We start from the raw sequence: 22,050 nt of genomic DNA on the forward strand, positions 1-22,050 counted from the left end.
ATAGGATTAACCTATGAAGTAGATACTCTACATCGGAAAATAATTATAAAATGGGCATACAGCTATCATATCATAGAGAACTATGCTTTTTATCAAACACCAAAGATCCAAGATTTTTACAACCTAACTTTGACCACCACAGGAAAATGATCAGATGGATACAACCCCTCCAAACGAGTTTCTAATATCTTAAACTCAATGAGTTTCACCTTTTGTAAAAACACATAATCAATATTTTGCACTACAGGTGTTGATAAATTAAAATCATTGTAAGTCCCCAGCATAGGTGTCATATTTTTTTCAGAAGTTTGGGTATTGTATAGTTTTTGTGAGATTTTAGCAATGGCTGGATTGTTAGGGGTCATATTGAAATCTCCCATCAATATCACTTTATTTTTTCCTGCTATCTCGCTGATTTTATGCAGTATGAGTTTGGTACTTTCTTGCTGAGCAACTTTTCCTTCATGATCAAAATGAGTGTTGAATACAAAGAATATTTTATTTTTATACTGCAATTTTACCCATGTACAAATTCTATTACAACAAGTAGCATCCCAACCTTTTGAGGGTATCATAGGCGTTTGAGAGAGCCAAAAATGACCTGTATCCAAAAGCTTGTACAGATCTTTCCTAAAAAATATAGCTGCATACTCTCCCGCTCTGTCGCCATCATCACGCCCTATACCTACTCGATGATAATCCGTGAAATGCGATTCGATAAATTCCAATTGATGATGCAATACTTCTTGCAATCCAAAAACATCAGGTTGTTGTTCTTGAATCATTTTTAATACCTTTTCCTTCCTATTTCCGTCTGTCCATGAATTAATACCATCGTGGGAATTATCATAACGAATGTTGTAGGTCATGACTTTGATTTCTTGTGCTGACGCCAACAGGGTAAAACCATAAAGCAATACTAAAAATATCTTTTTCATTGCAAAAAAACTTAAAATTTTCCCAACAAAAGTACGAGTTTTTATTCTTATATGCAAAGAAGAAATGAAGTTTTCTTGATCGGCAAATTCAACCCCAAAGTGCAATTTTTTATGCCACGAATTTATAAAATATATGAGGAACACAATAATTTTTATTGAATTTCTTTAATCTTTTCTTTGATAATTTTCTCAAAATAAGTATCTTAGGAATATATTGTCGTATAAGTTAGTTGGTGCTTTCACTCAATCCTCGCTCCCAATAACAATACAGATTGGCAAAATAAAAATCACAACTTAATTCCTTACTAATATACTGATTTTCAGAAAATTACCTGCTGTTTTTTTAAGTGTTCACGAATACTTCGTATTTCAAATTCATTATCACTCGTAATGGGTTTTACAAAATCTTTATAAGAAAGCAAAATGCCTATCATTACTTTTGCTAAACTTTTTGTATTCTTAGTACTTAACGTCTTCATTATTAGAAATTTTGTTTTTCTTTCTACAGTAGTTAAAATTGCTCATTTATGTTCTGCTCCCAAAATTAAATCTACCTCAAAATGTCAAAAGACCTAAAAAATAAGTAATTATTTTGTCAATTAAGAACTAATATTTATATTTGTGACTTATAACTAAAAAACAGAAATAATGGCAAAAGTAAAATACACCCGATTGCAAACAAGTCTACATCCCGAAGTGATTGAGATGCTCAACAAACAAGTGAGCATGGAGGCTGAAGCGAGTTCAATTTATTTGGCGATGGCATCTTGGTGTGAGGTAAACGGATTTCCTCGAAGTGCTGAGTTTTTCTATGGACATGCCGTGGAAGAAAGAGATCATATGATGAAAATTTTCCGTTTCTTGAACGAAAATGGAGCAAGAGCATATGCTCCCGAAGTTGGAAAAGTAAAGCAAGACTTCGCTTCATTGCAGGAAGTTTACGAGAAAACGTTGGAACATGAAATTGAAGTTACGAAAGCGATTTTTGCAATCTTCAAAAAAGCACGTCAAGAAAGTGACTATGCCAGTGAAAATTTCTTGCAATGGTTCGTAGAAGAACAATTGGAAGAAGAACGCTTGGTTCACAGTATTTTGGATTTGTTTGAGTTTACAAACGAAAAAGACAGTCCATTGGCTCTTAAACTAATTGACGAACGCATTCCTTTAGGAGAGTAATGATTTTAGTAACGGGAGGAACGGGGCTCATCGGTAGCCGATTGTTATTTCATTTAACTAAAAATGAAAAATATAAAGTACGTTCTATCTATCGTTCTGAGGACTCTCTTAAAAAAATTAAAGCGATTTTTAAAAACCTGTCCGATGAAGGAGAAAAGCAATTTTCTCGTATTGAATGGGTTAAAGCAGATATAAACAACATCCCTGAATTAGAAAAGGCTTTTCGGGGTGTTGTTTTTGTATTCCACGTTGCTGGATTTATTTCATTCAAGCCTACAGATTTCGAAAAACTTATCAAAATCAATGTAGAAGGTACCGCTAATATAGTAAATCTATGTATTGATTTTAAAATTAAGAAACTATGCCATGTGAGTTCCATTGCAACGATTACTTCGGTGGAGGGAAAAATACTTGATGAGAACAGCGAGTGGAATCCAGAGGCGAGTAATAATGATTATGCTATCAGCAAACATGGTGGCGAAATGGAAGTTTGGAGAGGTTCACAAGAAGGTCTTAAAGTGTTGATTGTCAACCCTTCCGTAGTATTGGGAGCTTATTTTTGGGATTCAGGTTCTGGAACGTTATTTAAGCGTGTAGCTAATCGTTTCCCTTTTTTCCCCACTGGGGGTACGGGTTTCGTAGATGTAGATGATGTTGTTCGAGCGATGATAGCACTTCAGTTTTCAGAAATTGAAAATCAACGTTTTATATTAAACGGAAGTAACCAAACCTACCAGCATGTAATGAAAACGATTGCAACACACTTAGGAGTTCTCCCACCATATAAGAAAGTAAGTCACAACGTACTTCGATTACTTGCTAGAATTGACGGATTACTCAGTTTCCTACAACTTAAGAAAAGAACACTCACTCTTCGAAATGCCGATTCTGTGAGTTTAGTTTCTTCTTATGATGGAAGTAAAGTTTCGCAATTCATAGACTTTCATTACACTGATTTTGAAGAATCTATAAAAAACATTTGTAAACAATATCCATTAATTCATAGATAATTTCTTAAAACCCTCTGTTTCAAAGGTTTTTATCTCATTATTTTCGTTGTTATAAACCAATAAAACATGCAAATTTGTGTGTTTTTCTAAGAATTTTTTGCTTTCTTCCAAACCTAATACCATAAGCATTGTAGCATAACCATCGGCGTACATTGATGAGTCAGTTATCACTGTAGCACTCAACAAATTACTTTGTTTGGCAAGTCCTGTTTTCGGATTGATTGAATGCACAAATTTTTCCCCAGTAAGCGCATCTGTCCGAATTTTTCGATAGTTCCCTGAGGTTGCCAAACCTTGATTCGAAAATTGCACTGTAGCAATCAATTGATTTTCATCCACTAAGGTAGGATTCTCAATTCCTATCGTCCATTTTTTATTTTCTACGGTGTTTTGTCCACTTAAAAACAGTTCGCCGCCCACCTCAACTATGAAATTTTCAATTCCCTTTGATTTTAAAAAATCAGCAATGACATCTACCGTATAACCTTGTGCTATGGCATTAAAATCAAAAAAGATGGCAGAATGTTGCTTTTCGATGTATTTCCCATCTGTCAAACGTATTTTTTCAAATCCTACGAATTGTTTTAGACTATCTATTTGATTTTCAGTAAGATTTCTCGAATGTTTTTCTTTACCAAACCCCCAAGCATTTACCAACACACCCACCGTTGGATCGAAAGCTCCTTCACTTTGTTGCCAAATGATTTGTGAAGCTAAGAATACTTTTTCAAAATGTGGGTCAATAGTAATTCTCTCTCCTCTATTTATTTTTGATATGAGAGATTCAGGTCGGTATGTAGACATCGACAGATCAATGACCTCTAAGATAGAATCAATAGCAGGTTTTAGTGCTTCATCGCTGTGCGAAACATATTTAATAGCGTACGTACTGCCTTGTGCCTCACCTCGCACCAAATGTATTTTATCCTTTGGAGTACAGGAAAATAAAAGAAATACACAAATAGAAATAATACTGATAAAAGGTTTCATTTTGAAATAATTTTGTAAAGTGGATTCATGTAAAGCTTTTGAATGAATTTTGCACGAGTTGGTACCGAGTCGTTACACAATTTCCAGCAACCCCTTGAAATTGACTTGATAAGGCTGATTTTTATAAATAGGAAGTGTTGTATTTTCAACATTGATTAGTCCCACTCCTGCAAAATAGGTTTTTGCGTTATGTTTTTCGGCATGTTGTCGGACAATTTCCATAAAAACAGCATCATAGGCATCAGGGTTTTCACCGTAAAGGACTGCACGTACAATGATAAAATAACGTTGCTTGTTTTTATCAATACAAACAAACTGAGGGTCTTTTTTCAACTTGCTATTAACCAGCAAAAATTCCCATTTTAATTCATCGCGTAGAGCTGCCCCCACAATATTCATCGCTAAATTATGTAATTCTTGCTCTGTTAGCGGAGTGGACTGCATACTTAAACGTTTTTGGCTATTTGGTTCAATCCGAAATGAATCAATTTTTCAACTGCTTTTTGAGTATCTTCAACAAATGTTTGTGTAGCTCGGTTAGCAATGATAACATTCAGTGAAACGGCTTGATGCCCTAACAACTTTGACAGTCCGTAGATGGCTGATGTTTCCATTTCTAAATTAGTCATTCGATGCCCGTTGTGGTTAAAACTGTGCAATTTATCATTCAATTGAGCATCTTGTACTTGCAATCGCAACACGCGTCCTTGTGGACCATAAAACCCAGGAGCCGTTCCTGTGATACCTTCAAAAATTTCGGAAGTTAATAATTTGTTTTTCAGCTCCTGACCACAACCTACGATATATGGACGACCTTTATTTTCACTCCATTGTGTATGCTTGATAAAAGCGTTTTCCATCTCACTTTCAGCCACTTTGTCTAAATCTCGATAGCTGTGCATCATATTATCCATTCCCAACCCGTAGGAGGAAAGCACAATACTTTCCACTGGGATGTCAGCCTGTAAAGAGCCCGAAGTACCAAAACGAATGAAGTTTAATTGTGTATGCTTCTCCTTGATTTGGCGTGTCTGCAAATCAATATTGAAAAGAGCGTCCAATTCATTGATTACAATGTCGATGTTGTCAGGTCCTATTCCTGTGGAAATCACAGACAAACGTTTTCCTTTATAAGTTCCTGTATGTGTACAAAATTCTCTTTTCTGTACCTTATGTTCAATGGTATCGAAATGAGCCGAAATACGTGCCACTCGGTTTTGATCACCAACCAAAATAATGGTGGTAGCAACCTGTTCAGGGGTCAAATCAATGTGATAAATACTCCCCTTCGGAGTTAAAATAAGTTCAGATTCTTTTATCATTTTTATTCCGTTTTTTTATAGGGTTTTACTTTATTGAAAGGTTTCCCAAAAAAATTAAAACTCTCCTTTTTGTTCATCAGACGAAGATACGATATTTTTTTTAGAGTATAAAATTAACTCTCAAAAAAATTATGCGTATTGCCCGAGTTTAGGAGATGTAATAGCAAAAAAAATCTCACACCGATTTGATTTATATTCTTTAAAATCAGTGTGAGATAATTAAAAAATGTCCGAAAAACTAATGTTGAGCAAAAACTTGATCTAAAATTTGTGTTATTCAGCAGATTAACAGCTATGTAACATCACTAAATATGGTTTTTCAGACAATTTTGTATGTTGTTAGAATGGTAAATCGTCGTCTATAGCCTCTTGTTGATTCACATTAGTTTGTGCAGGTGGCATTTGCTGAGGAGCTTGTGCGTATGGTTGCCCTCCATAAGGCTGTTGGTAAGGCTCTTGCTGGTAAGGTTGTCCTTGTGGCGGATACTGCTGTGCCATTTCCATATTTTCAATACGCCAACCTTGCAATGAATTGAAATATTTTGCTTCTCCTTGTGGATTTATCCACTCCCGTCCACGTACATTGAAACTGATTCGCACCAACTGTCCCGGTTGAAATGCATCTAATAAGCTACATTTGTCTTGGGTAAATTCAAAAACTACATGCTGAGGGTATTGTTCTTCGGTGGTGATAACGATCTCCCTCTTTTGGAATCCATTTGTTCCAAATTGTTGTATTGGTGATATTAATTTTATACGTCCTTGCAAATCCATAGTATGATATTTTTACGTTCTTAATTTTACAAAAGTAGGGAATTTATATTACAAAAATACAAAGATGCTGAGTGTTTTTTTCTAAATCTGTATGTTTTATAGGTTTAAAGGTTCAGCATATAGGTCATAATCAGCTGAATCTATGATTTTTACATCGATAAATTCACCTAATTTCACATAGAATTTTTTAGCGTCAATCAGCACTTCGTTATCCACATCGGGGGAATCGTGTTCGGTACGACCTACAAAGTAATTCCCTTCCTTCCGGTCGATAAGACAACGGAATGTTTTTCCGATTTTTTCTTGATTAAGTTCCCACGAAATTTGTGATTGTAGCTCCATTATATCGTTGGCACGTTGTAATTTAACTTCCTCAGGAACATCATCTTCTAAACTATAAGCATGAGTATTTTCTTCGTGGCTATAGGTGAAACATCCTAAACGATCGAAACGCATTTCTTTTACAAATTCTTTAAGGGTTTCGAAATCCTCTTGCGTTTCTCCAGGGTATCCTACAATCAACGTTGTGCGGATAGCCATTTCTGGAAGTTTTTGTTTAAACTCTTTTAGTAACTTGGTCGTTTTTTCTTTGGTGGTGCCTCTTCGCATACTTTTGAGGATGCTATCTGAAATGTGTTGTAGCGGAATATCCAAATAATTACAAATCTTCGGTTCTTCTTTCATCACATCAATGACATCCATCGGGAAACCTGTCGGAAAGGCATAATGCAAACGAATCCACTCAATACCCTCTACTTTAACTAAGGCACGAAGTAAATCGGCTAATTTTCGTTGCTTGTAAAGGTCTAATCCGTAATAAGTTAGGTCTTGTGCAATCAGAATCAGCTCCTTCACACCTTTGGTTGCGAGTTTTTCGGCTTCCTGAACCAAATCTTCAATGGGAGTGCTACGATGGCTTCCACGCATTAGCGGAATAGCACAAAAACTACATGGGCGGTCGCAGCCTTCGGCTATTTTAAGGTAGGCATAATTCTTTGGTGTTGTAGTAAGTCGCTCACCGATAAGCTCGTGTTTGTAGTCTGCCCCCAGTACTTTCAACAAAGCAGGTAAGTCGCTAGTACCAAAATACTGATCAACATCAGGGATTTCTTTTTCCAAATCAGGTTTGTAACGTTCGCTTAAACATCCCATCACATAAACCTTGTCCACTAAACCTTCCTCTTTACGTTGCACATAATCTAAAATAGTGTTTACGCTCTCTTCTTTGGCATTATTGATGAATCCGCATGTATTGATAACCACAATATTGCCTTCTTTTTCGTGTACAACTTCCTTTCCACCCGCTTTGAGTTGTCCCATCAAAACCTCACTGTCATAAACGTTTTTGGAACATCCTAATGTAACTACGTTTATGACATTTTTTTTTATTGATTTGGTTCTCATTTTTTTGATTTCCCTGTTTTATTTCGGGTGCAAAGGTATTTATTTTTTGTATTTCAATGAAAGGTTTTAATTTAGAAGGAATATAAATTATAAAAAGAAAAGATAATATTATAACTCCTTTAGAGAAAATATTATCAATTGATAAACCAGATATGGAATGAGGAATTCATTTTTTTCTGTGAATCTTATTTTTTAAGACTTCCCACAACCAAATATTTTTTCTACTTTTGTAATTCACTAAATCACAATAAAGGTAAAAGATGAAGATCGGAATAATAGGAGCTATGGAGCTTGAAGTGAGCACATTACGAGCTAAATTAAACAATGTAAAAACAACTAAAATTGGGCGTTTCGAATTTTATGAAGGTGAACTTTACGGACTTTCGGTAGTTGTGCTGCTTTCGGGTATTGGTAAGGTAAGTGCTGCAGTGGGAACAACTTTACTCATAGAACACTTTGAACCTCAATTGATTATAAACACAGGGACAGCAGGAGGATTGGGCGACACTGTTGTTTATGACATTATCTTAGCTGCCGAAGTTCGCCATCACGATGTAGATGTAACGGCTTTTGGTTATGAAATAGGACAACAAGCACAAATGCCTCCAGCTTTTTTACCTGACAAAAAATGGTTTGATTTGGCGAAAAAAGTAGCCGAAAAACACAGTAATCAATTGCATGTGGGAATGGTCGTTAGTGGTGATTCATTCATTTCTGAACCTCAGCGACTAAAAATAATTGAGACGAATTTCCCGAAGGCAAAAGCTGTTGAAATGGAAGCTGCGGCTATTGCTCAAACCTGTTATATGATGAACATACCTTTCATTATGCTTAGAGCTATTTCGGACAAAGCGGGAGAAGGAAATGCGGTTTCCTACCAAACTTTTGTTCACGAGGCGGGAAAACTCTCGGCTGAAATCAATATTGACCTATTAAAATACTTTTCAGAGCTGCAAAATTAAATGGAAACCGTAAAAACATATACCGTTGAGGAAGCTAAGCGAAGAATGGAGGTTTTTTGTGCCTATCAGGAGCGTTATCAAGCAGAGGTAGTCGAGAAACTACGTCAGATGCGGATGATTCCTTTGGCAATTGACGAAATTATGGTGTACTTGATTCAAAATAATTTTCTCAATGAAGAACGTTTTGCTAAAAGTTTTGTTCGTGGAAAATTACGTTATAAAAAATGGGGAAAGATTCGTATCAAGCGGGAATTGAAATTCAGAGGATTATCAACTTACATCATCAATTCAGCAATGGAAGAAATTGACGATGAGGAATATGAAGAAATTTTTGATTCTTTAGCCGAGAAAAAACAAGCCGAAATTAAAGAAAAAAGCGTGTACAAAGCCAAAAGAAAATTAGCTGATTATTTGCTTTATCGAGGATGGGAATCGGAATTGGTTTACAGCAAGGTTCATGAACTTTATGAAGATTAAAAAGTACTTAAAAATAGGATAAACAATGGAAAGATTAGTATTTTATCGCAAAGAATCCGTGACATTTTTTGAATCGTACGGGCTTGAAAATCATTGGGCTGTGTTTGTCCAATCCATCGTAATTTTGGTATTAATTTTCACCTTAGCTTATTTGGTTGATAGGGTTTTAACTTTTGTAATGCGTAGGGTGATTCCGAAAATTGTAGGATACACGGCCAATCAATGGGATGATATTTTTATGGAAAATCGCGTATTCTCCAATTTTGCTCATTTCTTCCCAGGTATTTTAATGCAAAATTTACAGGACTTAATATCTTCATCATCAGTTCGTTGGTTTGTATCAACTTTTATTGGTGTCTATTTCATTGTGGTTACTGTTTTGTTTTTAAATGCATTGCTCAATGCCATTCAACAGCTTTTCATTCATTTAAAAGGAGTGAGTGCAATTGTCAAAATATATATCCAATTAGGAAAAGTAGTGTTATATTCTTTAGCGGGGGTTGCCATCATATCCATTTTTGCGAATAAAAATTTTATGGATATTTTAGCAGGATTGGGAGCCATGATTACCATTCTTTTAATCGTTTATAAAGATATGATTATGGGCTTTGTTGCTGGTATTCAGCTTTCGGCAAACAAGATGGTGTACGTAGGTGATTGGGTAGAACTTCCTAAAGATGGTGCAGATGGTATCGTGATAGATATAGGCTTGACTACTGTTAAAGTACAAAATTGGGATAGAACTATCACTACCATACCAACATATAAACTAACATCTGAATCCTTCACTAACTGGCGAGGAATGCAGGAATCGGATGGACGACGCATCAAACGTCATGTCAATATAGACATGGAATCTATCCATTTTCTGTCGGAAGAAGAGATAAATACTTTCCGAAAGATACGTCTTATATCTGAGTATATTGAGGATAAAATTAAAATCATCAATCAAGTAAACGCTAATGAACCAGAGCAATTTAACCAACGGCGATTGACAAATATTGGTACGTTCCGAAAGTACGTAGAGAATTATTTGCGTGAATCAGGGTATGTGAACTTAGACATGATGTTCTTAGTCAGACAGTTACAAGCTACAGAAAAGGGAGTCCCTATCGAGATTTATATGTTCTCAAAAATTAAAGAATTTATCATTTACGAAGGAATACAATCGGACATTTTTGATCATATTATAGCCATCGTGCCAACGTTTAATCTGCGATTATTTCAAGAACCAACAGGGCATAACTTCTCTGCAATAAGAGAGATTAAAAATCAAACAGCCGAATAAAACACTGCCAAATCCAAAAAAAACTTTATTTTTCTTGCATTGTGTTTAGAAAATTTTGTACCTTTATGGGGTATTTTTAACATAGGTTCTATGCTAAGTAGAATCTGAACTTAATATAAAAAAATATTCAAAATGAGTTACAACACAAATAATATTCGGAATGCGGTTCTTTTAGGACACGCCGGAAGCGGAAAAACATCATTGGTAGAAACAATGTTATTTGAATCGGGAGCTACCACCCGAATTGGAAATGTTGAGGAAGGAAATACGGTTTCGGATTTCCATGATATGGAAAAAGATAAAAAACACAGTATTTTCAGTTCACTGATGCATGTGCAATGGGGCGACGTAAAAATAAACTTGATTGACACCCCAGGGTTTGATGATTTTATTGGTGAAGCCATTTCAGGATTAAAAGTTGCTGACACTGCCGTAGTAGTCATCAATGCTAAAGAAGGAATTGAAGTACAAAACGAACTTCATAAAGACTATATTGATGAATTCGGAACGCCCACTCTATTTGTTATCAATCAATTAGATCATGAAAAGGCAAATTTCGACAAATCGCTCCAAGATATCAAAACTACTTTTGGTGATAAAGTCATTGAGATTCAGTTTCCTTACAATATAGATAAAGGCTTTCATAAAATAGTCGATGCCCTACGAATGGTAATGTACACTTTCGATGCCAACGGAGGAAAACCTAAAAAAGAGTCCATCCCTGCTGACGTACTCGACCGAGCAAAAGAACTTCATAATAAATTGGTTGAAGTTGCTGCCGAAGAAGAAGAAGGTCTGATGGAAAAATATTTTGATCAAGGAACTCTCAGCGAAGAAGATCTTACCAAAGGATTACAATTAGCCATGGGTAAACAAAACTTCTTCCCCGTCTTCTGTGTTTCATCTAAAGAAAATAAGGGAACAGGACGCGTGATGGGGTTCATTCGAGATATTTGTCCGTCACCTCTGCAACGTCCAGCCAGAATACTACAAAATGGCGATACTCTTGCCCCAAAAGCTGATTTACCGACTTCTATTTTCATCTACAAAACACTGAACGAAGCCCAAATCGGAGAATTGAGCTACTTTAAAGTGTACAGTGGAACAATTAAAACAGGTGACACACTCACAAACCAAATGAATGGCGAAGATGAGCGTATCAATAAAATTTTCGTCGTAAATGGAAAAAACCGCGAAGCTGTCGAGGAATTGGTTGCGGGAGATTTGGGAGTTACCATAAAACTAAAAAATTCACATACTAATAATACACTCAATTCCCAAGGACATGAAGGAGTACAAATCCGAAAAATTAAATTCCCTCAGATGAAAATACGTATGGCTGTGGTACCGCCATCAAAATCAGATTTTGAAAAACTGACCAATGCGTTACACGTTATTCAGGAGGAAGACCCTACCTTTACATTGCAATATTCACCTGAATTGAAACAAACCATCATTCACGGACAAGGGCAAATGCATTTTGATGTGGTGAAACAACGTATAAAATCATTGTACAACATTGACATGGAGCTAATTAGACCAAAAATTCCATATCGTGAAACTATTTCAAAAACAGCAGAAGCTCAATATCGACACAAAAAACAATCAGGAGGAGCTGGACAATTCGCTGAAGTCCATTTACGTATAGAACCTTACGAAACAGACCGACCACTTCCTACCGATTTGAATATCAGAAAAGAAGAACTTATCGAATTGCCATGGGGCGGACACCTGCATTTTCTATGGTGCATCGTTGGAGGAAGTATAGACACTCGCTTCATTGGTGCTATCAAAAAAGGAATCATGGCAAAAATGGAAGAAGGGCCTCTCACAGGCTCATATTGCCAAAACATTCGGGTAAGCATTTTCGATGGAAAAATGCACCCAGTGGATTCCAATGACATCGCATTCCAATTGGCAGCATCAGCAGGATTTGCTGAAGCGTTCAAAAATGCTTCACCAAAAATTATGGAGCCTATTTACGAACTCGAAGTACTTTGTGACACCGTAGCTATGGGCGATGTGATGACCGATTTACAAAGTCGCAGAGCTGTAATCACAGGGATTGATAGCGTACGGCAGTATCAGCAAATCAAAGCCTTAGTACCCATTGCCGAAATGTATGGCTACTCCACTTCGCTGCGTTCCATCACTCAAGGAAAATCGAAATTCAACCGACATCTATGGGGGTATCAAGTGATGACCCACGAAGTGCAGGAGAAATTGCTGTTATCAGGAATTACAGAGCTTAAGAATTAGTAGAAGTAAACATTCTTCGCTCGAAATATAGGTAAATCATATTTGCCTTTTTGATAAACTTTGTCAAAGTTCTTTTTGTATTGGATATCAATTTCATTAGACTTTGACAAAGTTTTTACATTTTATTTCAAATTTCTGAATTGTCATTTTTCAAATTTTGTAGTTTGGTAAATAATAAAAGTGTATAAGAAAATCATTATAATCCCTAAAAATAATCCTGACAGAAGGGCTCTAAAAATATCATACCCTTGACCTAAAAGTATCATAGGGGGAGTTACTCCTAAAACAATTCCTAATAAAAAAGTATAAGTCCATGTAGATTGAATCTGCTTGTTGAATTTAGGATAAATCCTTCTCCCACAATTAGAACAATTGGTTTCAAGCAAAGGTTTAATTTTGAATGTTTTGAGAAAGGGCTGTGTATGATTACAGTATGGACATTTGAAATTATTCATAATTACATCATATGGAAATTTTAAACAACAAACCTATCCTAATCGTACGGGCGTACATCCTAATTCGGCATTTGCGATGGGATTTGCCATTGATTGGGCAAGAACGGTTGGCGATAAAAATTTTGAAAATCAACTTATTGAAAAGTCGAAAGCTTTTTACTTAAAGGATAAAAATATCCCTGCCTATTTAGAACCCAATGGCAGTGATTTCTTTTCACCAAGTTTGGAAACTGCCAATTTGATGCGACGTATACTACCTAAAAAAGAGTTTACAAAATGGTTAAATCAGTTTTATGACAAGCGTAGCTTAAACAACATCAAAGAATTACCAATTATCAGTGATTTGAACGATTATCAAATTGTGCATTTGGTGGGATTGTCCTTTTCGAGAGCATGGTGTATGAAAGCTATTGCTAAAGAGCTACCTCGGAATCATCGCTTGAAAAAGGAATTTGATTTATCTTCTAAAAAACTATTAAACAATGCTTTACCATTAGTTTTCCAAGGTAATTACGGAGGAAGTCATTGGTTAGCGAGTTTTGCAGTGTACGCATTGAGCGAGTTCTAAGTATAAAAAAACAGTCCCAAAAAAATTAGTAAAAACTCTTGGGACTGTTAATTCCCTTGAAAAATTACTTTTTACCTAAAAAAAGGCGTTCCAATTCATCCAACTGCTGGTCGTTCATTCCTTGTGGTTCAAAACCTGCAGCCCACGCCATCAACAGCATTTTAGCTCCTTTATTTGCAACATCCAAGTAGTCAAAGGCTCGTACCACATCTTCACCAGTAGCTAACACACCGTGTTTTTCCCAGAGAATAACATCATGGGTTTTAAGTCCTTCGATAGTAATATCGGCTAAACTCTCTGTACCAGAAAGTGCATACGGACAGCAATGTACTCCATTTGGAACGAACACCCTAATTTCAGGGCATAATTTCCACAATGAATGATTTAACTTGGCTTCATTGTAAAACAAGTCATGGTGGCTCAGTACAATAAGTTCGATAGCATGGGTATGTAACACTGTTTTATGTGTAGGTTTGTACTTTTGATTGAAACAGTGAATTTTAACATGTGAAATCAGTTCACTCGTAGGTGCAAAAGCTTCACCCTTTCCTCCCCAAATTATTGCATACGAATCAGCAGTTTCGTTAATATGCAAAATACAAGCCGTTTTGTTAATATCGTGGATTAATGATCGTAAATAACGCCCTGTTCCCGTCACAAAAATGACTTTTCCCGCCGATTCTTTGGGAAGTTGCACACATGGCACATACTTTTTCGGCGTGGAATTAATCAACTCTTTGGTGAAGTGATCTGTCAAATCTATCGAAATGTTTCCTGCATTGCGCTCTGCCCACTCACGTTGCCATAGATAACTCGCTACTTCGCTTACTTTTTTAATTTCTTTTCTAACTGACTTTGGTAACTCCTTAGTTTTCATTTATTTTATGTGTTTTTTTTAAAATTATTATACGTAAGTTCAACTCTACAAAGTTACAAAATATCTTTTGAATTAAAAATGATCAAGATCATAATTTTAAGCGTTGATATTTTAGAGTAAGAAGCAGTGTTCACTAATTTGTAATATCTCAACCGTTTCACGAATTAAGAGGAAACCATAAAATCATCGCTCTAAGACATTCTTTTTTACGTTTAATTTCTAACTATATACATGATAAAAGGTTAGTTATGTGGTTACAAGGGAGCAGCCCTATCAAAGCATTAGCAAACCAAACATTTTATCCATATACAGATATGCTTTTGCACGATATGGGCGAAGATTTGGCAGATGGTCGTCCAGACTTTTTAGCCGATGGCAATGAATGGAAGACACGCCCGCTTTGGGGTATTGGATTACAATTTTTAGTAAATGGGCATACCGAATTTCTTCACGATGGACGTGCTAAAAACGTAACCGAAGCCATTTTATGGCACGGAGGAGAAGCTAAAGATACCAAAGAAAAATTCAAACAACTCTCAAAAAAAGACCGAGAAGATTTATTGGAGTTTATAAATTCAATATAAAAACTGTTTAAAGACACTTCCTACTTTATTCTCAAATACAGTATTACCTGTTAAGTTGTGTTTACTGTTTTTGGGAATGTTTATTATAAATTTTTCTCTATATATTCCTTAAATAGTGTTCACTAACTGATTTTTCGAGATGAGTATGAAATCACAAACAAGTGCAGAGTATTAAAACACTGCACTTGTTATTTTTTGTCTGAAGCTGATTGAGACCTTTGTAAGAACCATTTTCTGGGCCAATTTAATCAAAATTATTTCTGTTTTTTTTGCTTTTTCAATTTTGAGGTTTTGTTCTAAATAGAATAAAGTTTTTTAAGATATATTTTGTGTGTAAAAAAGTCTTTTCGAGAGCATCTTTGTATGTACTAAAAAGACAAGAGCAGTAATAGGTAGGGTTGAGAATCGCGTTTCAGAACAAAATACAGAATAATTAATAATCAATCATTTATTATCTTTATTTCTTATTTTTTATCTTGTAAAGGGAGCTCATTTAGGTAATTTGTCCCCAATACTTAGTATTCCTTTTTGAATGAGTTGTAATTGTTCCTTCTGAACCAGTTTAATTGAATTGCACATAATCAAATGTTTTTATATTTTGTAAATTATATTTTGTTGTTTGATTTTTTAAATAAGTCAAGAAAGCATCTGTTCTTGATGTTTTAACATTACTTTTTTGAGTAAAACTAAGGTAGTTTAGAACAGATTTTCTTAATTCTTTTTGAATACTCTCTTTTTCATAATTCTTTTCATAAAGATGTAAAAGAAAATATATAGCCTTTTGCAGTATCTCTTCGGCTCTGCTCAAGTCCTTAACTTCTTGATAACAATTTGCCAAATTGTAACACGAAATAGTATACACTTGTACGAAAGGCACTTTCATACGAATACAGTCTTGCAAATTATTGCTGAGTACTTCGGCTCTGTACAAGGCATTGAGATAGCTATCCAAAGCCAGTTCGTACTTTTCTTGATTGAAAAAATTATTAGCCTCTTCGGTTAGTAACTTCCAATAATTTTCTATGTGATTTATACAAATATCGCTCATATTATTTCAGATTTTGGTTAGCAAAATTCCAGTTCACTAATTCCCAGAAACCTTCCACGAATTTAGGTCTTGCATTTCGGTAATCAATATAGTAAGCGTGTTCCCATACATCAATGGTGAGAATAGGCGTTTTGTTTTCCGTAAGCGGAGTATAGGCATCTTTCATTGGCAGAATTTCTAGTTTTCCTTCTTGATTTTGAGCCAGCCAAGCCCAACCTGCACCGAATAATTTTACAGCAATGGTAGAGAATTGCTCTTTAAAATTTTCAAAACTTCCGAAATCGCGGTGGATGAGTTCGGCTATTTTTCCCGTAGGATTTTTTCCGCCATCGGGCGACAGGCAATTCCAAAAAAAGGAGTGATTCCAATGTTGAGCTGCATTGTTAAAGATGGCTACATTGTTTTCGGCGTGGCTTTTTCGGATGATGTCCACGATGTCTTTTTCCTCCCATTCGGTATCTTTTACCAATCCTGCAAGGTTGTTTACATAGGCAGCGTGATGCTTCCCGTAGTGATAGTCAAAAGTTTCTTCGGTAATAATCGGGTTTAGAGCGTTTTTATCATACGGAAGCTCTGGAAGTGTGTGATTAATTTTCATTTTACTTACAATTAAATTAGTTAGTTTATTGGTTTTTAGTTTTTTAATATTATCAGTCTCTTATTTTGTTTAGATTAGCAAAAATAATAATTTAGACTTGTCTAAAAAATAAAAATAGTAATTTTTTTATTTATTTTCATAATATAGTTTTTAATAAATTGTAAACCAAATATATAGAATAATTTTTAGTGAATAAAACAGCTTTACTTATTAATTTGTATTAAGTTTTTTTGTTTTATTTTTAATGGCATTTCCATGCATTCGTTATTTTCTAAATCACATTCTCAATATTCCTTTTATGTTACAGCATACCCTTCATATGTTCAAAAAATATTCCTTTGAAAAACAAATATTTACTACGGAAATAACTACTTTGTGGAAAAAAAACAGAGCAATTAATCGTTTTTTTTAAGAAAAAATTAGTACTTTTACCGAAACTAATTGTTCATAAACAATATTATGTATAGTACTTATGGAAAAATATCTATTTGACCGTTTAACCTCTCCGATTTATAAATTCACAAAACAGGCGAAATCGGGAGGTATTGTTTTGGGAATCAACGTAATTCTCGCTTTATTTTTAGCAAACTCTCCATGGTCTGATTCCTATTTTCATTTTTTTGAGCATCATTTCGGATTTGTTTTTGATGGTGAACCCTACTTAAATTTTACGGTTCATCATTGGATAAACGACGGATTGATGTCTTTGTTTTTCTTTGTTGTTGGTTTGGAACTGAAACGAGAAATTGTAGCAGGTGAGTTGTCAAATCCTCGTGAAGCGATGCTACCGATTGCCGCAGCTCTGGGAGGAATGATTGTACCCGCTATCATTTATTTAGCTTTAAATCCTTCAGGAGAAGCCCATAGTGGATGGGGAATCCCGATGGCAACGGATATAGCTTTCTCATTAGCAGTACTTTATCTTTTGGGAGATAAAATTCCATTATCATTGAAGGTGTTTTTGACAGCCTTGGCTATAGTTGATGATTTGGGAGCCGTATTGGTAATTGCATTTTTCTATACATCTGAAATATCATTCGCTAACTTAGGTTTAGGTTTTGCATTGTTATTCTTACTTTATTTAGGAAAACGCATAGGCATACGTCATGTGTTGTTCTACGCTTTGATCGGAATTGTCGTTTGGATTGCTTTCTTGCTTTCAGGTGTACACGCTACCATATCGGCTGTTTTAGTTGCTTTTATGATTCCGACCGATGTTCAGATGAAGGAAAGCGAATTTGTTCATAACATTCAAAGTTATTTAAAAAGATTCAAGCGTTTAGACCCTAATAACACGCGTCCAACATTGACAGAAAAGCAACTACATCTTTTAGAAAAAGTGAGTATTGACACCCGCAGATCAATACCTCCACTACAACGACTTGAACACGCTATGCACCCATTCGTAACCTTTGTCGTGATTCCGATTTTCGCTTTGGCAAATGCAGGAGTTTCTTTGGATATTGAGTTAAGCACACTTTTTGAAACTAATGTGGCTCTTGGTGTTGCTTTGGGCTTATTTTTCGGAAAAGTGATTGGTGTTGTAAGTTTTACCTTATTGATGGTAAAATTAGGGCTGGGAACTTTCCCTCGAGGAATGAATTTACGTAATTTGTTTGGTTTGGGACTTTTAGCTGCTATTGGGTTTACTATGTCGTTATTTGTTACCACTTTGGCATTTAAGAATCCTATGCTCATTGATCAAGCTAAAATCGGAATTTTTGCAGCATCACTGTTTGGTGGTATATGTGGATACTTAGTGTTAAATAAGAAAGAAAAAGATAAGATAGAAGTTGAAGAAGTGTAGAATAAGTCCATAATTTTTCGTTTTTATCATAAAGAAAAGGCCATCTTATAATTTAGATAGCCTTTCTTGTTTTTTACTAATTTAAAAAGGATAAACTCTCGTCTACATCTATATAGACGACAAAAAAAGTCAAATGTTACAAAAAAAATGATTTTTTTTGAATATTTTTTTATATTCTCATTCATTAATAAGGAGAGTAAAGAATTACGGAGTTCAAATTATGTAAACTTTTTACCAAAAAGTTTAAAACTCCACAAATGGAAATCGTTTTTTCAGTAGAGTTATTTTTTTATGCAGTTGTTCTTGAAAAGAGATATAAGACTTACTGTTGGTGTTAAATGGACGGTGTTGTAATCCTTTTTGGATAACGTCAACTTCTTTCAATATAGATAGACAATCTGGAGAGAAGTAGCTTTCAGTAAAACGTTTCCAAATGTAGTCAATAGCTACATCAGATGGGTGTAACATATCATCGGCATAAAAACGATAATCTCGAAGTTCATCCATCATAATTTCGTAGGCCGGGAAATAGGAAGTATGACTACTTTTTTTGATAACAGAATGTAGAGAGCTTATTAATAGAGATTTACTAATATTATTCTCAGTGAATCCGTCTTTTAAGTGTCGCACAGGCGAAATCGTACAGATACAATGGATTTTTGGATTTATAATATTAACTAATTGAAATATACATTGTAAGCTATTCTCTATTTCTAATAAAGAAAGCAGTCGTTTTGAAAAATGTTGTTGTGGAACCTTGTGGCAATTAGCAACTACTTTTCCCGTTTCATGCGTGTAAACCCAAGCAGTTCCGAGCGTAATAAAAATAAAATCAGATGATTGCAAAGCCTTTTGTGAGATTATTAATTGCTGGTTGGCTCGTTCCACAGCAAAATCTAATGTTGGTTGGCTCAATTCGGAATGTAGGTCAAAGCAGAGCCATTTATCATCATGAAAAAAGAAATCTTTTTCTGTAAATAATTCATTTTTAACAGATTTACGAATAACCTTTTCAATGGCCAACGGATGAAATAAAATCCCAAACGGATTAGAAACTGTTCGCATTTTGTGATAGCCCAATTTCTTAGCCATATTTAATGAAAAGCAAGAACCAAAACTGACAATTTTAGATTCAAATTGGATTTGAGCTTTATTAGGGTGGATGGGAACGATGGTTCTGAACATTCTTTTTTTGGGCAAAGATACGTTTTTTTCAAAAATAGATGATAACGAGATAAATAAACAAAAAAAAGTACGTACTTTTGCCAACCGTTTTCAGAAAAAAATAAATATATAAGAGATGGATTTAATAGATCAATTGATGTCAGCCGTATTGATGCTGGTAACCTTTGCGATTGGTAGTTCCTTAAAATTCAAGGATTTTGAAAACATATTTACTCATGCAAAGGCTTTTACAGTAGGGTTGACTGCACAGATGGTTTTTCTACCTCTGTTAGCATTTGCAATAGCCTACTTTTCGGATTTACCTCCAGCACTAAAAGTAGGATTAATCATTGTAGCCATATGCCCTGGAGGAACTACCTCTAATTTTGTTTCCTATTTAGTTAATGCTGATACAGCTTTGGCGGTAGCTTTAACTTCAATCAACAGTTTGTTGATGTTTTTCACCATACCAACTCTTACCAACCTTGGTATTTCGATTTTTATGCACAGTTCATCTGAGTTTTCTCTATCAATGACCGAAACCTTTTGGGAAGTAAGCAAAATCATCATCATACCCGCATTTTTAGGACTGTTGTTCAATCGCTATTATCCGAATTTAGCTCTAAAAATAAAAATCCCCTTAAAGATTATCAATACGATTTTGTTAGGATTGGTATTTATTATTAAATTTTTCGCTGATCAGGAATCAGGAGGAACAGGTATTGTGTTTGAGGAAATTTTAAGTATATTGCCCTATGCCTTAGCAATACATTTGCTTTCCATGGTGCTCAGCTACATCATATCAAAAAAGACTTTTGGTATATCGAACGTACAAGCAACTACCATAGGTATTGAGGTAGGATTACAAAACACTGTACTTGCCATATATATCGCTGGATTGGTACAAAGTGTAGAAATGGCAAAACCAGCGTTAGTTTATGCCATGTTCTCGTTTTTCACAACATTAGCCTTCGCTTTCATAGTGATGGGACGAAGATATAATCAATGATAAGCAACCAGATGTGTAAGGTTGTATATTTTACGTTACTTTTTAAAGATTTATTTAACCACAGTCAATCAAAAGGAGAAAGAATAATCGTTTAAAGGTTATTTTCGTACCTCAAAGATTAACTGTAATAAACAAGAAGCAGAAAAACTGACTAAAAATTGAAAAAAGTTACAAAAACAACTTTTTTTATTTTTTTAACAAAACAACTTTTTTTAATATGCTGTTTATTAAGTTCTTATGCTTTTTTGTTTATAAACAAGTTCTGTTTTTTTATTACAGAAATAAGATGAAAGAGGGTAGGGGGTTAGATGTTGTACATAAATTAAAGTATTGATTTCTTGGTGTTTTAAAAATAAAACAATACTTTTGCACCCTCAATTAACGGGAGAATTAATTAAATTATTTTATAAATTAAATTATGCCAACAATTTCACAGTTAGTACGAAAAGGAAGAACCAGAATTACCAAGAAGAGTAAATCGGTTGCTTTGGATTCGTGTCCTCAACGTAGAGGAGTGTGTACGCGTGTTTACACCACAACACCTAAAAAACCAAACTCAGCGATGCGTAAAGTTGCTCGTGTACGTTTGACAAATGGTAATGAGGTGAACGCTTACATTCCAGGAGAAGGACATAACCTCCAAGAGCACTCGATAGTATTGGTACGAGGCGGAAGGGTTAAAGATTTGCCTGGTGTTCGATACCACATCGTTCGTGGTGCGTTAGACACAGCGGGAGTAGCAGGAAGAACGCAACGTCGTTCTAAATATGGGGCTAAACGTCCAAAACCAGGACAAGCAGCAGCAGCTCCAGCAAAAGGTAAGAAAAAGTAATTAAAAATCTTTTAACTAAGAAAAAATGAGAAAAAGACAGGCTAAGAAAAGACCTCTTTTACCAGATCCGAAATTTAATGACCAATTAGTTACGCGTTTTGTAAACAATCTAATGTGGGATGGTAAAAAGTCAGTGGCTTTTAAAGTGTTCTATGATGCTCTTGATATCGTAGATCAGAAGAAAAACAACGAAGAAAAAACAGCTTTGGAAGTGTGGAAAGACGCTCTAACGAACGTAATGCCTCACGTTGAGGTACGTTCTCGCCGTGTAGGAGGGGCAACATTCCAAATTCCTATGCAAATCAGACCTGATAGAAAAGTGTCAATGGCTATGAAATGGTTGATTGGTTATGCTCGTAAAAGAAATGAGAAATCAATGGCACAAAAATTAGCTGGAGAAATTTTGTCAGCAGCAAAAGAAGAAGGTGCGGCTGTTAAGAAAAGAATGGATACGCACAAAATGGCAGAAGCAAACAAAGCATTCTCACACTTTAGATTTTAGTATATA

The 22,050-nt window shown here is 35.1% G+C and carries 22 protein-coding genes and 1 pseudogene; 12 read left to right on the forward strand and 11 right to left on the reverse strand.

Features of this window, described 5'->3' with window-relative positions:
• Positions 1-116: 116 nt before the first annotated feature.
• Together CCAND38_RS06680 and CCAND38_RS11630 are read right to left on the reverse strand one after the other, a co-directional pair.
• Positions 117-938 (reverse strand): endonuclease/exonuclease/phosphatase family protein, encoded by an 822-nt coding sequence (locus CCAND38_RS06680; RefSeq protein ID WP_042344541.1) that lies wholly within the window; start codon positions 936-938, stop codon positions 117-119.
• A 320-nt stretch (positions 939-1,258) separates the two neighbouring features.
• Positions 1,259-1,417 (reverse strand): hypothetical protein, encoded by a 159-nt coding sequence (locus CCAND38_RS11630; RefSeq protein WP_156129781.1) that lies wholly within the window; start codon positions 1,415-1,417, stop codon positions 1,259-1,261.
• A gap of 169 nt (positions 1,418-1,586) precedes the next feature.
• On the opposite strand from CCAND38_RS11630, the gene CCAND38_RS06690 reads away from it, so the two are divergent.
• Entirely contained in the window at positions 1,587-2,114 is a 528-nt protein-coding gene (locus CCAND38_RS06690) for a ferritin (protein WP_042009378.1), read from the forward strand.
• A complete protein-coding gene (locus CCAND38_RS06695) occupies positions 2,114-3,124 on the forward strand; it encodes an NAD-dependent epimerase/dehydratase family protein (RefSeq protein ID WP_042344506.1) in 1,011 nt (336 codons plus the stop codon). Before CCAND38_RS06690 ends, CCAND38_RS06695 begins: the two co-directional genes overlap by 1 nt.
• Here the strand turns inward: CCAND38_RS06695 and CCAND38_RS06700 are convergent.
• From CCAND38_RS06700 to rimO, 5 genes are all read right to left on the reverse strand, one after another.
• Positions 3,110-4,114: an FAD:protein FMN transferase gene (locus CCAND38_RS06700; protein ID WP_042344508.1), complete on the reverse strand. Its 1,005-nt coding sequence runs from the start codon at positions 4,112-4,114 to the stop codon at positions 3,110-3,112. The genes CCAND38_RS06695 and CCAND38_RS06700 overlap by 15 nt on opposite strands.
• A 72-nt stretch (positions 4,115-4,186) precedes the next feature.
• Positions 4,187-4,558: a DUF8840 domain-containing protein gene (locus CCAND38_RS06705; protein WP_042344510.1), complete on the reverse strand. Its 372-nt coding sequence runs from the start codon at positions 4,556-4,558 to the stop codon at positions 4,187-4,189.
• Positions 4,559-4,560: 2 nt separating this feature from the next.
• A complete protein-coding gene (locus CCAND38_RS06710) occupies positions 4,561-5,436 on the reverse strand; it encodes a nucleoside phosphorylase (RefSeq protein ID WP_042009374.1) in 876 nt (291 codons plus the stop codon).
• A 339-nt stretch (positions 5,437-5,775) separates the two neighbouring features.
• Positions 5,776-6,210, reverse strand: coding sequence for a DUF3127 domain-containing protein (locus CCAND38_RS06715; protein WP_042344513.1), 435 nt, complete (start codon positions 6,208-6,210; stop codon positions 5,776-5,778).
• A gap of 96 nt (positions 6,211-6,306) precedes the next feature.
• Positions 6,307-7,614 (reverse strand): 30S ribosomal protein S12 methylthiotransferase RimO, encoded by a 1,308-nt coding sequence (gene rimO / locus CCAND38_RS06720; RefSeq protein ID WP_042344515.1) that lies wholly within the window; start codon positions 7,612-7,614, stop codon positions 6,307-6,309.
• 260 nt (positions 7,615-7,874) lie between these two features.
• On the opposite strand from rimO, the gene CCAND38_RS06725 reads away from it, so the two are divergent.
• The 5 genes from CCAND38_RS06725 (at position 7,875) to CCAND38_RS06745 (ending at position 13,623) form a co-directional block, all read left to right on the forward strand.
• Positions 7,875-8,576, forward strand: coding sequence for a 5'-methylthioadenosine/adenosylhomocysteine nucleosidase (locus CCAND38_RS06725; protein WP_042344518.1), 702 nt, complete (start codon positions 7,875-7,877; stop codon positions 8,574-8,576).
• Positions 8,577-9,053 carry a regulatory protein RecX gene (locus tag CCAND38_RS06730; RefSeq protein WP_042344520.1) on the forward strand — a complete coding sequence of 159 codons (477 nt, stop codon included), beginning with the start codon at positions 8,577-8,579 and terminating at the stop codon, positions 9,051-9,053.
• 25 nt (positions 9,054-9,078) lie between these two features.
• Positions 9,079-10,341 carry a mechanosensitive ion channel family protein gene (locus CCAND38_RS06735; RefSeq protein WP_042344521.1) on the forward strand — a complete coding sequence of 421 codons (1,263 nt, stop codon included), beginning with the start codon at positions 9,079-9,081 and terminating at the stop codon, positions 10,339-10,341.
• A gap of 132 nt (positions 10,342-10,473) precedes the next feature.
• The gene (locus CCAND38_RS06740; protein WP_042344522.1) at positions 10,474-12,600 is read left to right on the forward strand and encodes an elongation factor G; all 2,127 of its coding nucleotides are present in this window, start codon (positions 10,474-10,476) and stop codon (positions 12,598-12,600) included.
• Positions 12,601-13,041: 441 nt separating this feature from the next.
• Positions 13,042-13,623 (forward strand): DUF2891 family protein, encoded by a 582-nt coding sequence (locus CCAND38_RS06745; protein WP_082024968.1) that lies wholly within the window; start codon positions 13,042-13,044, stop codon positions 13,621-13,623.
• 64 nt (positions 13,624-13,687) lie between these two features.
• Here CCAND38_RS06745 and rhaD read toward each other — a convergent pair whose 3' ends face one another.
• Positions 13,688-14,500, reverse strand: coding sequence for a rhamnulose-1-phosphate aldolase (gene rhaD, locus CCAND38_RS06750; protein WP_042344523.1), 813 nt, complete (start codon positions 14,498-14,500; stop codon positions 13,688-13,690).
• A 260-nt stretch (positions 14,501-14,760) separates the two neighbouring features.
• Here rhaD and CCAND38_RS06755 point away from each other — a divergent pair.
• Positions 14,761-15,084, forward strand: a pseudogene (locus tag CCAND38_RS06755) (di-heme oxidoredictase family protein); the annotation flags it as partial.
• Between the two features lie 562 nt (positions 15,085-15,646).
• On the opposite strand, the gene CCAND38_RS06760 reads toward CCAND38_RS06755, so the two are convergent.
• Positions 15,647-16,132, reverse strand: coding sequence for a DUF2753 family protein (locus tag CCAND38_RS06760; RefSeq protein WP_042344524.1), 486 nt, complete (start codon positions 16,130-16,132; stop codon positions 15,647-15,649).
• Position 16,133: 1 nt separating this feature from the next.
• The gene (locus CCAND38_RS06765; RefSeq protein WP_042009361.1) at positions 16,134-16,730 is read right to left on the reverse strand and encodes a superoxide dismutase; all 597 of its coding nucleotides are present in this window, start codon (positions 16,728-16,730) and stop codon (positions 16,134-16,136) included.
• A 472-nt stretch (positions 16,731-17,202) separates the two neighbouring features.
• On the opposite strand from CCAND38_RS06765, the gene nhaA reads away from it, so the two are divergent.
• Positions 17,203-18,537, forward strand: a complete 1,335-nt coding sequence (gene nhaA / locus CCAND38_RS06770) for a Na+/H+ antiporter NhaA (RefSeq protein WP_042009358.1) — start codon at positions 17,203-17,205, stop codon at positions 18,535-18,537.
• A 243-nt stretch (positions 18,538-18,780) separates the two neighbouring features.
• Here the strand turns inward: nhaA and CCAND38_RS06775 are convergent, their stop codons facing one another.
• Positions 18,781-19,722 (reverse strand): GSCFA domain-containing protein, encoded by a 942-nt coding sequence (locus CCAND38_RS06775; RefSeq protein WP_042344544.1) that lies wholly within the window; start codon positions 19,720-19,722, stop codon positions 18,781-18,783.
• A 115-nt stretch (positions 19,723-19,837) separates the two neighbouring features.
• Between CCAND38_RS06775 and CCAND38_RS06780 the strand changes: the two genes are divergently transcribed.
• The 3 genes from CCAND38_RS06780 (at position 19,838) to rpsG (ending at position 22,044) form a co-directional block, all read left to right on the forward strand.
• Positions 19,838-20,710, forward strand: a complete 873-nt coding sequence (locus tag CCAND38_RS06780) for a bile acid:sodium symporter family protein (protein ID WP_042344525.1) — start codon at positions 19,838-19,840, stop codon at positions 20,708-20,710.
• A gap of 418 nt (positions 20,711-21,128) precedes the next feature.
• On the forward strand, positions 21,129-21,542 hold the full coding sequence (rpsL, locus tag CCAND38_RS06785) for a 30S ribosomal protein S12 (RefSeq protein ID WP_002679283.1): 414 nt from the start codon (positions 21,129-21,131) through the stop codon (positions 21,540-21,542).
• A 25-nt stretch (positions 21,543-21,567) separates the two neighbouring features.
• Positions 21,568-22,044 (forward strand): 30S ribosomal protein S7, encoded by a 477-nt coding sequence (gene rpsG / locus CCAND38_RS06790; RefSeq protein ID WP_042009352.1) that lies wholly within the window; start codon positions 21,568-21,570, stop codon positions 22,042-22,044.
• Positions 22,045-22,050 lie beyond the last annotated feature (6 nt).

It is taken from the genome of Capnocytophaga canis, from assembly GCF_000827555.1.
In the GTDB taxonomy this organism is placed as follows: Bacteria; Bacteroidota; Bacteroidia; order Flavobacteriales; family Flavobacteriaceae; genus Capnocytophaga; species Capnocytophaga canis.